This window comes from Gaetbulibacter sp. PBL-D1 (assembly GCF_050509525.1).
In the GTDB taxonomy this organism is placed as follows: Bacteria; Bacteroidota; Bacteroidia; order Flavobacteriales; family Flavobacteriaceae; genus Gaetbulibacter_B; species Gaetbulibacter_B jejuensis.
In genome coordinates, this window is record NZ_JBNWKB010000001.1 from 296,546 (window position 1) to 309,656 (window position 13,111).

Annotated in this window: 12 protein-coding genes; 9 read left to right on the forward strand and 3 right to left on the reverse strand. The window is 31.6% G+C overall.

Features of this window, described 5'->3' with window-relative positions; translation table 11 throughout:
- From ACQ0RB_RS01500 to ACQ0RB_RS01525, 6 genes are read left to right on the forward strand one after another with little or no spacing between them, the layout of a single operon-like run.
- Positions 1 to 1,113: a glycosyltransferase gene (locus ACQ0RB_RS01500; RefSeq protein ID WP_430495993.1), complete on the forward strand. Its 1,113-nt coding sequence runs from the start codon at positions 1 to 3 to the stop codon at positions 1,111 to 1,113.
- Positions 1,104 to 1,652, forward strand: a complete 549-nt coding sequence (locus tag ACQ0RB_RS01505) for an RNA polymerase sigma factor (protein ID WP_131505915.1) — start codon at positions 1,104 to 1,106, stop codon at positions 1,650 to 1,652. The genes ACQ0RB_RS01500 and ACQ0RB_RS01505 overlap by 10 nt, the downstream gene beginning before the upstream one ends.
- Positions 1,652 to 2,866 (forward strand): Nramp family divalent metal transporter, encoded by a 1,215-nt coding sequence (locus tag ACQ0RB_RS01510; RefSeq protein ID WP_430495996.1) that lies wholly within the window; start codon positions 1,652 to 1,654, stop codon positions 2,864 to 2,866. The genes ACQ0RB_RS01505 and ACQ0RB_RS01510 overlap by 1 nt, the downstream gene beginning before the upstream one ends.
- Before the next feature lie 50 nt (positions 2,867 to 2,916).
- Complete coding sequence (gene lipA, locus ACQ0RB_RS01515; protein WP_129759223.1) at positions 2,917 to 3,795, forward strand: lipoyl synthase; 879 nt, start codon at positions 2,917 to 2,919, stop codon at positions 3,793 to 3,795.
- A gap of 1 nt (position 3,796) precedes the next feature.
- Positions 3,797 to 4,795, forward strand: coding sequence for a type I glyceraldehyde-3-phosphate dehydrogenase (gap, locus tag ACQ0RB_RS01520; RefSeq protein WP_430495998.1), 999 nt, complete (start codon positions 3,797 to 3,799; stop codon positions 4,793 to 4,795).
- Positions 4,796 to 4,843: 48 nt separating this feature from the next.
- Positions 4,844 to 7,069, forward strand: a complete 2,226-nt coding sequence (locus ACQ0RB_RS01525; RefSeq protein WP_430496000.1) for an ATP-binding protein — start codon at positions 4,844 to 4,846, stop codon at positions 7,067 to 7,069.
- On the opposite strand, the gene lpxK is transcribed toward ACQ0RB_RS01525, so the two are convergent.
- Positions 7,066 to 8,076 (reverse strand): tetraacyldisaccharide 4'-kinase, encoded by a 1,011-nt coding sequence (gene lpxK / locus ACQ0RB_RS01530; protein WP_430496002.1) that lies wholly within the window; start codon positions 8,074 to 8,076, stop codon positions 7,066 to 7,068. The two genes, ACQ0RB_RS01525 and lpxK, sit on opposite strands and share 4 nt — an antisense overlap.
- A 49-nt stretch (positions 8,077 to 8,125) precedes the next feature.
- Here lpxK and ACQ0RB_RS01535 point away from each other — a divergent pair, with 49 nt between their 5' ends.
- The 3 genes from ACQ0RB_RS01535 (at position 8,126) to msrA (ending at position 10,804) form a co-directional block, all read left to right on the forward strand.
- Positions 8,126 to 9,220 (forward strand): Nif3-like dinuclear metal center hexameric protein, encoded by a 1,095-nt coding sequence (locus tag ACQ0RB_RS01535; protein ID WP_430496004.1) that lies wholly within the window; start codon positions 8,126 to 8,128, stop codon positions 9,218 to 9,220.
- 2 nt (positions 9,221 to 9,222) lie between these two features.
- Complete coding sequence (locus ACQ0RB_RS01540) at positions 9,223 to 10,002, forward strand: zinc ribbon domain-containing protein (protein WP_129759228.1); 780 nt, start codon at positions 9,223 to 9,225, stop codon at positions 10,000 to 10,002.
- 121 nt (positions 10,003 to 10,123) lie between these two features.
- The gene (msrA, locus tag ACQ0RB_RS01545; RefSeq protein ID WP_129759229.1) at positions 10,124 to 10,804 is read left to right on the forward strand and encodes a peptide-methionine (S)-S-oxide reductase MsrA; all 681 of its coding nucleotides are present in this window, start codon (positions 10,124 to 10,126) and stop codon (positions 10,802 to 10,804) included.
- Here msrA and ACQ0RB_RS01550 read toward each other — a convergent pair.
- Positions 10,801 to 11,601, reverse strand: a complete 801-nt coding sequence (locus tag ACQ0RB_RS01550; RefSeq protein WP_262732083.1) for a class I SAM-dependent methyltransferase — start codon at positions 11,599 to 11,601, stop codon at positions 10,801 to 10,803. The genes msrA and ACQ0RB_RS01550 overlap by 4 nt on opposite strands.
- Positions 11,602 to 11,704: 103 nt before the next feature.
- Complete coding sequence (locus ACQ0RB_RS01555; RefSeq protein WP_430496007.1) at positions 11,705 to 13,093, reverse strand: sensor histidine kinase; 1,389 nt, start codon at positions 13,091 to 13,093, stop codon at positions 11,705 to 11,707.
- Between the last annotated feature and the right edge of the window lie 18 nt (positions 13,094 to 13,111).

The following is a 13,111-nucleotide window of genomic DNA, read 5'->3' on the forward strand; positions in this document are numbered from 1 at the left end:
ATGCTTATACTAGAAATACTGTTCTATATATTTATATTAGTTACAGCTATTCAAGCATTTTTTTATATTATTTTATTTGGAAGGTTTTCGTTCTCAAAACCTCAAGAACAGAAACCTCAGAATAGTCCTATTTCAGTCATTATTTGTGCCAAAAATGAGGCTGAAAACCTAAAGGAATTCCTTCCATCTATTCTAAATCAAGACTATCCCAACTTTGAAGTTGTACTCATAAACGACAGCTCAAAAGACGATACTTTAGAAGTAATGGAACACTTCAAAAGTCAATTTAACACTATTAAAATTGTAAACGTAAAAAACATTGAAGCTTTTTGGGGAAACAAAAAATATGCGCTTACATTAGGCATTAAAGCTGCAAAAAACAACTTTTTGTTATTTACTGATGCCGATTGCAAGCCTACATCAAAGCATTGGATTAGTGAAATGAGCAGTCATTTTTCAAATACTAAATCTATTGTAATTGGGTATGGTGCTTACCAGAAAATTAAAGGTTCGTTTTTAAATAAGTTAATACGGTTTGAAACTCTTTTAACCGCAACTCAATACCTTTCTTACACAAAAATAGGGTTACCTTACATGGCTGTTGGCAGAAACTTAGCTTACAGAAGCGAAACGTTTTATGAAGCCAGAGGTTTTATGAACCATATTGATTTAAACTCTGGTGACGACGATTTATTTGTAAACGAAATTGGAAATTCAAAAAACACTACAATTTGTGTATCAAAAAACAGTTTTACAATTTCCAAACCTAAAACAACCTTTAAAGATTGGATTCTTCAAAAAAGAAGACATATAAGTACTGCTAACCGTTATAAAACAAAACATAAAGTTTTATTGACACTATTTTACTGTTCACAATTCTTGTTTTGGATTTTAGCAATTGCACTCTTAAGTTTTATGTTTAAATGGCAAATAGTAGTATCATTGATTACTTTTAGGCTTATCTTTTTTTACACCATTTTAGTTATTAATACCAAAAAGCTAGACGAAAAAGATTTACTCCCTCTACTCCCTATTCTAGAATTGTTTTTAATTGTTGTACAATTCTTTATATTTATAAAAAATCTGAAATCAAAACCTAACCATTGGAAGTAAAAGAAGCCATTGAAAAAGCTAAGCTAAATGACCAAATGGCGTTTAACTTTTTATTGGATAAATTTTGGAATGACGTTTATGGTTTTCAATTAAAAAGAACCGAAAACGAAAATGACGCTGAGGACATTAGCATTCAAACATTCTCAAAAGCTTTTGATAAAATTCACACTTATGATGATAAATATGTTTTTAAAACTTGGTTAATTACCATTTCAAAAAACATTCATATAGATTTAATTCGAAAACGAAAATCATCAATTTCAAACACTGTAAATAGCGATGTTGAAAACGAATATTATGGTATTATTGATGAGTCTCCATCACCTGAAGACAAATTAATTACCGAACAAAATTTAGCAAAGCTACTTCGCGACATAAAAAAACTAAAGCCTCATTACCAAGAAGTTATTAACCTTAGGTATTTTCAAGAGTTGAGTTACAAAGAAATTTCTGAACAACTTGAAGAACCAATTAATAATGTTAAAGTAAAACTCTTAAGAGCAAAAAAGTTATTAGCTGAAATTATTACTAAAAAGTAATGCGATTTAATTTAAAAACCCTAGGTCCTGGTTTATTGTTTGCTGGAGCAGCAATAGGTGTTTCTCATTTGGTACAATCCACAAGAGCTGGAGCCGATTTTGGTTTTGGGTTAGTTTGGGCTTTATTAATTGTTCATCTGTTTAAATATCCTTTTTTTCAGTTTGGACCTCGTTATGCAATGGCTACAGGTGAAAGCCTTTTAGACGGTTACAAAAAACTAGGCAAAGGTGTCCTAATCATCTATTTCTTACTCACATTCGCAACAATGTTTACCATTCAAGCTGCTGTAACTATTGTAACTGCTGGTTTAGCTTCTACGCTTTTTGGAGATTTTATTACTGTTGAAGTATGGAGTATTATCATTTTAGTTATTTGCTTAGGCATTTTAATAAAAGGTCGTTATAACTTCCTTGACAAATTAATGAAGGTTATTGTTGTTACACTTACTATAAGTACTATTGTAGCTGTTATAATTGCATTAATTAACAATGAACATAGTGTTTCCTTTTCTCAAATTTTACCAAAAGGCAGTATTGAAGTTGGCTTTTTAATTGCATTTATGGGTTGGATGCCTGCACCTTTAGACATTTCAATATGGCATTCGCTTTGGGCAATAGAAAAACAAAAAGAAACTAAAGACATTACTGTAAAATCATCACTTACCGATTTTAATGTTGGTTACGCTTCTGCCATTATTATTGGTTTAGGTTTTATAGCATTAGGAGCTTTGGTAATGTTTCAATCTGGTGAAACCTTTAGCAGTAAATCCTATATTTTTTGTAATCAATTGGTAAAACTATACACACAAAACCTTGGCAATTGGTCTTATATTATTATTGCAATTGCAGCTTTTACTACCATGTTCAGTACAACTTTAACTACACTAGATGCTTCACCAAGAGCAATGGACAGGACGTCTCAGCTATTGTTTAAAAACTCATTAAAGAAAGGTTATTTATTTTGGATTTTACTATTAACAACAGGAACTATTTGCATCTTTTTTCTGCTAGCTTCAGAAATGGTTTTACTTGTTAAAGTAGCAACAATATTATCTTTTTTAACAGCGCCTTTTTACGCTATTATAAACTACAAACTCATTAGCAGCAAAAATACACCAAAAGAGTGGAGACCATCTATTACAATGCATATTTTAAGCTGGTTAGGAATTCTATTTTTATTTGCATTCAGCATTTGGTATCTCACTACATTATAACATCATTTTAAGATTATACTTTGTATCTTTGCATCTGCAATTGATAATAAATGAATACAGAAACTGCTACAAATACTTCAACTGAAAGACAACCAAAACCAAAATGGCTTCGTGTAAAATTACCTACAGGTAAAAAATATACTGAACTAAGAGGTCTTGTTGACAAGTACAAATTAAATACAATTTGTACCTCAGGAAGTTGCCCTAACATGGGTGAATGTTGGGGAGAAGGAACTGCTACTTTTATGATTCTTGGTAACATTTGCACACGTTCATGTGGGTTTTGCGGTGTTAAAACTGGACGACCAGAAACACTTGATTGGGACGAACCTGAAAAAGTAGCACGTTCAATAAAAATAATGAACATTAAGCATGCTGTTTTAACTAGTGTTGATAGAGATGACATAAAAGACATGGGAAGCATTATGTGGGCTGAAACAGTAAAAGCTGTCCGCAGAATGAACCCTAATACCACAATGGAAACACTTATCCCAGATTTTCAAGGTATTGAACAACATATTGACAGAATTATAGATGTAGCACCTGAAGTTGTTTCGCACAATATTGAAACTGTGAGACGCTTAACAAGAGAAGTTCGTATTCAAGCAAAATACGATAGAAGTTTAGGTGTTTTAAAATATTTGAAAGCTCAAGGACAACGCAGAACAAAGTCTGGTATCATGTTAGGACTTGGTGAAACCAGAGAAGAAGTTATTGAAACGCTTCACGACCTAAAGGAAAATGATGTTGATGTAGTAACAATAGGTCAATACTTACAACCAAGCAAAAAACACTTACCTGTTAAGCAATTTATTACTCCAGATCAATTTAAAGAATACGAAGAAATAGGACTTGGTTTAGGTTTCCGTCATGTAGAAAGTAGCGCATTGGTTAGATCGTCTTACAAAGCGCAAAAACACATCAACTAAAATGACAAGGGTTGCTATTAATGGCTTTGGTAGAATAGGCAGACGTGTTTTTAGGCTCATTCAAAACTACAAAAACATTGAAGTTGTCGCTATCAATGATCTTGCTGATACTAAAACGCTAAGCCACTTACTTAAATACGATAGTATTCATGGTATTTTCAACAAAAAAATTTCTCATGATGAAAACAACATCATCGTTGATGACAAAACCATTCCTTTACTAAATAAAAACAATCCTAAAGATATTGATTGGAGTCCTTACAATGTCAATTTTGTAATTGAAGCTACAGGAAAGTTTAAGGATAAAAACACCCTCGAATATCATATTAAAAATGGAGCAGAACGTGTAATTCTTTCAGTTCCACCAAATGAAGATGACATAAAAACTGTAGTTTTAGGTGTTAATGATAGCATTGTTGATCAGCAAGAAGTTATACTTTCCAACGCTTCATGCACTACAAATAATGCAGCTCCAATGATTCAAATTATTAATAAACTTTGTGGTATCAATCAAGCTTACATTACTACAGTACATTCTTACACAACCGATCAAAGTTTACACGACCAACCTCATAGAGACCTACGAAGAGCAAGAGCTGCAGGACAGTCAATAGTACCAACAACTACAGGTGCTGCAAAAGCTTTAACTAAAATTTTCCCTGATTTGGCCAATGTTATTGGAGGTTGTGGTATTAGAGTTCCTGTTGCAAATGGCTCTTTAACCGATATTACCTTCAATGTTAAAAAAAGCACTTCAATAGAAGCCGTAAACGCTGCTTTCAAATCTGCTTCTGAAACCTACTTAAAAGGCATTTTGGAGTACACTGAAGATCCTATTGTATCCATTGATATTGTGGGAAATACACATTCATGCATCTTCGATTCTCAAATGACTTCAGTGATTGGAAATATGGTTAAAATTATTGGTTGGTACGACAATGAAACTGGTTATTCTTCAAGAATTTTAGATTTAATTTGCAATTTATCGGATAAATCATAACTTTTATCGAATAAATAATTATATTTGTTCAATTAAAGTGGTCTAAATATGTCCCAAATTAAGTACTACATAGTTATTTTTTTAGTTTGCTTTTCTACTCAATCATCATCGCAAAACGCTGTAGATGATGCTGATATTTTAGAATTGCGTTTAGAAAATCATATTACCCAAGCATCTTTTGATAGCGAAAGAGGTAATTACTATAGCGCCAAAGATAACCTCGAAAAAGCGCTAGAAATCTCAGTAAAATTAGGTGATAAAAAAAGTGAAGGTATCATTCACACTAAAATTGCCAGATTACAATTTACTGTTGACGAACCTGAAAATGCATTATTATCGTTATCAAAGTCGGCAGAAATTCAACGAAGCATTGATGACTACGCTAATTTAGCAACTACCTATAATGTTTGGGGAATTATTAACTACAACTTAAAAGATTACACTACTGCTTTAGGTTATTTTAATTCAGCTAAAACTAAGTTTGAAGAAGAGGATATGGAAGAATACATTTCTGAAGTATGCCTAAATGAAGCTAAAGTTTACATAAAACTAGAAGATTATAAAACCGCAAAATCTCTGCTTGAAAAATCTATAATACTTTCAAAAAAGTATAAGCAAAATAGCATTTTAAGTAGTGCTTTAATAAACAGCGGAAAAGTACTACAAGAGCTTGGAAACAACAACTTAGCACTTTCGATGACCAAAGAAGGTTTAGACATTGCAAAAGACAACAATATTGTTGAAAGCATTAACGAAAGCTATTTAACACTAAGCGATATTTATCAAAAAAGCAGTAATTATAAGCTTGCTAATGAATTCCTTAAAAAACATATTAGGCTATCTGACTCTATTTTAGATATTAAAAGAGAAAATCTTTCTCCTGAAAAAAGAGCACAATTTATAAATGAATACAAAGACGCTGAGAACCAACAATTAAAAGCTCAAGTAAAAGAAAAAGATCAAGAAAGTAATCTTACAAAAATCACAACTATATTGAGCATTGCTTTAATTACTATCCTTTCTTTACTTACTCTATCTTTATACAAAAACAACAACATAAGGCTAAAAACCAACAACATGCTGCATAAGAAGAATGATGAGTTGGTAATCGCAAAAGAAAAAGCTGAGTTAGCCTCAAAAACCAAAGCAAACTTTTTATCAACCGTAACTCATGAGTTGAGAACACCTTTATATGCTGTAACTGGTCTTACAAACATGTTATTGGATGAAAACCCAAAACCAGACCAGATACCACATTTAAAATCGCTTAAATTTTCGGGAGACTATTTATTAACCTTCATTAATGATATTCTTCAAATTAATAAAATTGAAGCTAACAAAGTTGAGTTAGACCCTGAAGTTTTCAATCTTAAAAGCAAGGTTGAAAATGTAATTTCAGCATTAAATAATTCGGCATTGGATAATAATATTCAAATGCATTACGAATATGACAAAGACCTTCCAACAACGTTTGAAGCTGATCAATTAAAGATTTCTCAAATCCTTATCAACCTAATTGGTAACTCTATAAAGTTTACTAAAGATGGAGACATTTGGGTAAGAGTTAACAAGATCAACGAAAAAAATGGTGTCTTTAATGTGCGATTTGAAATTGAAGATAACGGAATTGGAATTACTAAAGAAAAGCAAGAAAATATGTTTGAGAGTTTTTCACAAGGCTCTATTCAAATTAACAGAAAATATGGTGGAACAGGTCTAGGGCTTTCCATTGTAAAAGGACTTATTGAGATATTAAAAGGTAAAATTTATTTAAAAAGTGAATTAGGAAAAGGATCAACATTCTTTTTTGAAATACCACTTGCCTACACTGAAGAAACTGTAAAAGTTAAAAAAGAGAATTTTTCTAAAAACATCAACGAATTGGACTTAAGTAACATTAAAATTTTAGTGGTTGAGGATAACAAAATCAACCAAATGATTACAAAGAAAATTCTGAATAAAATGAATCTTTATTGCGATGTTGTTGATAATGGTGAAGAAGCTGTTGAAAGAGTAAAAGAAGAAAACTACAATGTAGTTTTAATGGACATCCACATGCCTGGAATTAGTGGTTTAGAAGCCACTAAAATAATAAGAACCTTTGATAAGGAACTTACTATTTTTGCCTTAACAGCTGTGACCTTAGAAGACAAAATGCACGAGTTTGATGAAGCTGGTTTTGATGATATTATTTCAAAACCATTCAAACAAGAAGATTTTGAAAGAAAACTGTTTAATGCCTTGGTACAAAACCAAAGTCCAACGGCTATTTAACAGCTTTCAATGTAATTATTAATTAATCTATCAAACCTCAATTTACCATCTATACTTACCTGTATTGGTAAGTAGTAGAGATTCCCTTCTCCTTTAAAATGAGGCGAAAGTCTCATATAATCTTTTTCGGTGGTTAATATAATGTGTTCTTCTTTCAATGCATTAATCTCATTTTCCGAAAACAAATGATGATCTTTAAAGTTCAAATGCTTAAAGTCTAATGCTTTTGATTTTAAATACTCAACTAGCGGGTTCGCATTAGCAATACCTGTTACCAAAGTAATTTTTTTACCTTTAAAAAACTCAAGAGGTTGCTCTTCTGCTAAACTATAAACAGTATTAGAATACTCAATAGAACTAAAAAACACATCTTGATTAGCATTAGGTTTCAACCTTTTTATAATCTCACTTTTTTCTTGTTCAGATAAACTAGGAGGACATTTGGTAACTACTATTGCATTAGCTCGTTTTGCACCTTGCTTTGGTTCTCTTAAATTTCCTGTTGGTAATAAAAAGTCATCTACATACAACGCATTGTAAGATGTTAGCAATACATAAAAACCAGCTTTTACTTTTCGATGTTGAAAAGCATCATCCAATAAAATCACATCTGGCTTAGGGGTTAAAGCCCTTAAGTTGACAATACCTTCTCTCCTATTAGCATCAACTGCAACTTTAATAGTTTCAAACTTTGAATAAAACTGAAAAGGCTCATCTCCAATACGCATTGCATCAGTATTTTCACCAGCTAGCACAAATCCTTTAGTGGTTCTTCCGTAACCTCTACTCAAGGTTGCCACTTCATAATTAGACTTTAGCAATCTAATTAAGTATTCTATCATTGGTGTTTTTCCTGTACCTCCAACACTCAAGTTACCAACTGCTATTAAAGGAAAATCATAAGATGTGGATTTAAAAATCCCAGCATCGTAAAACTTATTTCGCAACCATGTTACCAAATAATAAATTGGAACAACAGGCAACAATATGTTTCGTATTAACTTCATCGCAACTAAAGTATAATATTTTATCTTTGATACAAACTTTACTGCCATTATGCTTATAAAAGATGTAATTAATTATTTAGAAGAACTAGCCCCTTTAAACTATGCCGAAGATTTTGACAATGTTGGACTTTTGGTTGGTGATAAAAACGAACCATTAACTGGTGTTTTAGTCACTTTAGACACGCTAGAATCTGTTGTTGATGAAGCCATTGAAAAAAACTGCAACCTTATTGTTAGTTTTCATCCTATAATATTTAAAGGCTTAAAAAAACTAAATGGCAACACTTATGTTGAACGTGTAGTAATTAAAGCCATTAAGCACAATATTGCTATTTTCTCTATCCACACTGCATTAGACAATGCTCTACAAGGTGTTAATGACATTATCTGTGACCAGTTAAACCTTGAATCGAAAAAAATTCTTATCCCTCAAAAAGGCACAATTAAAAAACTTACAACCTATGTTCCTAAAAATAATGCTGAAGCACTAAGAACTGCTTTATTTAATTCTGGTGCAGGAGCTATTGGTAATTATGATAATTGTAGCTTTAACAGTGAAGGCATTGGCACTTACAAAGGTAATGCATCTTCAAACCCTACTATTGGAGAAAAAGGCGTGCTGCATTTTGAAGAAGAAACTCAAATTTCAGTGACGTTTAGTAAACATTTAGAATCAAAAATTGTTACTGCTTTGTTTAAAAACCATCCTTACGAAGAAGTAGCTTATGAAATAACAACTCTAGACAATTATAACCAAAACATAGGAATAGGTATGGTTGGAGAGCTTGAAAAAGAAATGCCAACTACTGATTTTTTTAATTATGTGAAAGAAAAAATGAATGTTACTGCAATTCGTCATTCAAAAATCGTAAAAGATGGCATTAAAAAAGTTGCTGTGCTTGGAGGCTCAGGTAGTTTTGCGATATCTGCTGCAAAGTCAGCAAATGCTGATGTTTTAATAACTGCTGATCTAAAATATCATGATTTTTTTGCTGCAGAAGACCAAATAATCTTAATGGATATTGGTCATTATGAGAGCGAACAACACACAAAAACATTTTTAGCTGACTATCTATCAAAAAAAATTACTAATTTTGCAGTCGTTTTATCAATGACAAATACAAATCCGGTAAAGTATTTATAATTATGGCAAAAAAAGTTGAAGTTTCTGTTGAAGATCGATTGAGAGCCCTTTACGACTTACAATTAATCGACTCGAGAGTAGACGAAATAAGAAATGTGCGTGGAGAACTCCCTTTAGAAGTTAGAGATCTTGAAGATGAAGTGGAAGGTTTAAATACAAGACTAGAAAAATTAGGTTCTAATCTTGAAATGATTGATGAGGACATCAAAGCTAAAAAGAATTTAATCGAAGAAGCTAAAGCCTTAATCAAAAAATACAGCGAGCAGCAAAAAAATGTAAGAAACAACAGAGAGTACAACTCACTTACAAAAGAAATAGAATATCAAGAACTTGAAATTCAATTAGCTGAAAAGCACATTAAAGAATTTAAAGTTCAAATAGAGCAGAAAAAAGAAATTATTTCTGAAACTAAAAGCAAACTTAAAGACCGTCAAACACACTTAAAGCACAAAAAAGGTGAACTAGACGCTATTTTAGCTGAAACTGAAAAAGAAGAAGAAGCTCTAATTAAAAAGTCTGAAGAGTACCAAAAGCAAATTGACGAAAGGTTAGTAAAAGCGTATTTAAGAATACGTAATAACGTAAAAAACGGATTAGCTGTTGTACCAATTGAAAGAGGTGCATCTGGTGGTTCTTTCTTTACTATTCCTCCTCAAGTACAGGTAGAAATTGCTTCACGTAAAAAAGTAATTACTGATGAGCACAGTGGTCGTATCTTAGTTGATGCAGCTTTAGCTGAAGAACAAAAAGAAAAAATGGAAAAGCTTTTTGCTAAGTTATAATCCATTTTAAAATGCATATTTAAACCCAGACCACAACGTCTGGGTTTTTTATTTAATAAAATTTTCACACTTCATCTTTAAGGTTAATTATCTTTATACGACTATAAAAAGAAAATTACCTATGAAAAATTACATTTCAATATTAGTTATTACCCTTTTATTTAGTTGCCAAAACACTGCTCAAACCAATAAAAAACAACAAGCTTTAATGACTCTAGAACCTGTTGAAGTTCCTTTAAAAGATGGAAAAGCTAAAGCTTATTTTGCAAGTGGTTGCTTTTGGTGTGCTGAAGCTATTTACCAAAGTGTTATTGGTGTAGACGAAGTAATCTCAGGATATTCTGGAGGTCATACTAATAACCCAACATACCAATCTAGCAATACTGGTAGAACAGGTCATGCTGAAAGTATTGAGGTAATTTACGACCCTGAGGTTGTAAGTTTTTCTGATTTGGTTGAAGTCTATTTTAGCTCTCAAGACCCAACACAAGTTAATGGTCAAGGTCCTGATAGAGGTTCGCAATATCGCTCTATTATTTTTTATCAAAATAACGAGCAAAAACAAATAGCTGAAACCCAAAAAGCTAAATGGGCAACCAAATTAAATGCTGTTATAGCTGCCGAAATAATGCCGTTTCAAAAATTTTGGGAAGCTGAAGATTATCATCAAGATTTTGAAGAACGCAATCCAAATAATGCTTACATTCAAAATGTATCTAGAAAACGTTTGGAGCAGTTTAAAAGATCATGTCCTTACTTAGTAAAAAAAGAAGCTAAAGACATTATAAACAAAGACAACTAAACCTTAGTTGCTTTTATCTCAAATATTAAAGGATAAAGTTTATCCTTAGTAGCATGCATACCAGATTTGGTTTGTTCTAAATCTGGTAGTACGTTATATGGGCTTTCGTCATACTCATTTAGATAGTCTATTCGTAATCCTGCTTTAGTTAATGCATTGATTACCTCACTCAACCCATGATTCCAACCATATTCCTTACTAATCATTGTTGAATCGGTATTAGCGTAAGTACCTTCATACTCCTCATAGATTACTTCATCTTGCATGTAACCATATTTCATAATAGGTTTGCCTTCTAGATAATCAAACATCCAAACTATAGGATGAAACTCAGCCATATAAAAAACACCTCCTTTGTTTAAACGATCAGCAATCATTTGTCCCCAAGGCTCTAAATTTGGTAACCAACCAATAACACCATAGCTTGTAAAAACAATATCAAAGGTATCAGTAACATACTTAGAGGTTTCTAAAACATTACAACACACAAAATCGGCATCTAACTCTAGTTCTTCATTTAGTTTTTGGGCAAATCGAATACCTTCATCACTTATATCGACACCTACACAATTGGCTCCTAGTCTGCTCCAACTTAAAGTATCTTGACCGAAATGACATTGCAAATGCAACAAAGACTTTCCTTTAACATCACCTAAAGCCTTTAACTCATATGGCATAAGTGAAGATGCTCCATTTTTAAAAGCTTCATGATCATACATTCCACTTTCAACATGAATCTTGGTCTTTTCATTCCAAGTTGCCTTATTGGTTTCAAAATATTTTGTTAAGTTTTCCATATTTCAGCTTTTAAAACATCCAAAGTACAATTTTGATACGTATATATTGTATAAAATATCCCGCTTTATGCGTCTATATATATTCAGCAAGCGCCTTGTTTCTTCAAGGCGCTTTTTTATTATAATCCATTAACTGAAAAGACACTTCAGTTCCCTCGCCTAATTCACTTTTAATATGTAGTTGACCTCCAAGATTTTCTATATAAGCTTTTGCTATAGCTAACCCCAACCCTGTACCATGTATACCTGCTTTATTATCTAAATCAGTGATAAAAAAAGGCAAATGCACTTGATTTAATTGATCTTTAGATATGCCTATACCATTATCTTTTATTACAAATTCAATTGCATTAGGATTTAAATAATTACAATATATAATCACTTTACTCTTATGCCCTGAAAACTTTATTGCATTGTCGATAATATGGCTTAATGTTTTCTTTAGCTTTTCTTCATCACTCATTAGGCTATAGTTAGTGTCACAATTAAAATTTACAGATAATTGGATATCTTTTTCCATAGCTTTCTTAGCAAACTCACTTCTAAGGTCATCTATCAATTTGTAAATATTAATGCTCGAAATATTGAGAGCCACATTACCACTTTCTAATTTTGAAATCTCTAAAACATCATTAAACATGTTTAGCAACAAATTGCTATTATCTTCAATAATACTGAAATACTGATTATTCTCTTCATTAGAATCCGTATTAGATTTCAATAGATTTGCACTACCAACAATACCATACATTGGTGTTTTAATTTCATGACTCATGTTGCTTAAAAAGGCTGTTTTAAGCTTATTTGAGCGTTCAGCTTCATTTTTTGCATTAATAGTAATCTCATGCTCTTTTTTAAGCATTTCTTGAAGTTGATTTTCCTTAATAAATGCTTTATGTAGTTGTTTAATTAAAAAAGAAACAGAATACACTGTAAGCAAACTAAAAATAACATTATTGGTAAAAACAATAACTAGACCTTCAAAAGGTCCTTCTAGAAAAAAAGTAATTTCAACAATATTAAAATACTTAACCAGCAAGACAACAGAATAAAACAGAGCTGTTAACAAAACCGAATTAACTCCAGACTTAGTACTACTATACAATGTAACCAAAACACTAAGCATAAACAGCAAAATTGGACCATTACCTCCCAGACCTAAATCTAAAACCAGTCCAAAAGAAAGCAAGAAAAAAGTTACAGTAAACACTTGTTTTCTAACACTTAAACTAAAACTTTTATAAAAAAAAGCAAACAATAAAATAGCAAATGCAATAGTATCTGCATAAAACACAAACCATTTATCTAAAATAATCGCAGCAGTAATACTTGGGATATAAGAAATAGCTCCAAGCACAATGGTTAGTGTAAATATAGATATGAAAAGGTTATCTCTATAATAAGACAATCTATCGGTTTCATACTTGTGATTTTGCAACCCAAGGTAGTTTATGTACCACTTTCTATATGAAAACCAAAGATTTTTTAGCATTGTAATGAGGTGTTAGTC

What these genes read in the sequence shown, in the direction of transcription:
- ACQ0RB_RS01500 (WP_430495993.1), top strand. Translation starts at nt 1, where the DNA reads ATGCTTATACTAGAAATACTGTTCTATATATTTATATTAGTTACAGCT.
- ACQ0RB_RS01510 (WP_430495996.1), top strand. Translation starts at nt 1,652, where the DNA reads ATGCGATTTAATTTAAAAACCCTAGGTCCTGGTTTATTGTTTGCTGGA.
- lipA (WP_129759223.1), top strand. Translation starts at nt 2,917, where the DNA reads ATGAATACAGAAACTGCTACAAATACTTCAACTGAAAGACAACCAAAA.
- gap (WP_430495998.1), top strand. Translation starts at nt 3,797, where the DNA reads ATGACAAGGGTTGCTATTAATGGCTTTGGTAGAATAGGCAGACGTGTT.
- ACQ0RB_RS01525 (WP_430496000.1), top strand. Translation starts at nt 4,844, where the DNA reads ATGTCCCAAATTAAGTACTACATAGTTATTTTTTTAGTTTGCTTTTCT.
- lpxK (WP_430496002.1), bottom strand. Translation starts at nt 8,076, where the DNA reads ATGAAGTTAATACGAAACATATTGTTGCCTGTTGTTCCAATTTATTAT.
- ACQ0RB_RS01535 (WP_430496004.1), top strand. Translation starts at nt 8,126, where the DNA reads ATGCTTATAAAAGATGTAATTAATTATTTAGAAGAACTAGCCCCTTTA.
- ACQ0RB_RS01540 (WP_129759228.1), top strand. Translation starts at nt 9,223, where the DNA reads ATGGCAAAAAAAGTTGAAGTTTCTGTTGAAGATCGATTGAGAGCCCTT.
- msrA (WP_129759229.1), top strand. Translation starts at nt 10,124, where the DNA reads ATGAAAAATTACATTTCAATATTAGTTATTACCCTTTTATTTAGTTGC.
- ACQ0RB_RS01550 (WP_262732083.1), bottom strand. Translation starts at nt 11,601, where the DNA reads ATGGAAAACTTAACAAAATATTTTGAAACCAATAAGGCAACTTGGAAT.
- ACQ0RB_RS01555 (WP_430496007.1), bottom strand. Translation starts at nt 13,093, where the DNA reads ATGCTAAAAAATCTTTGGTTTTCATATAGAAAGTGGTACATAAACTAC.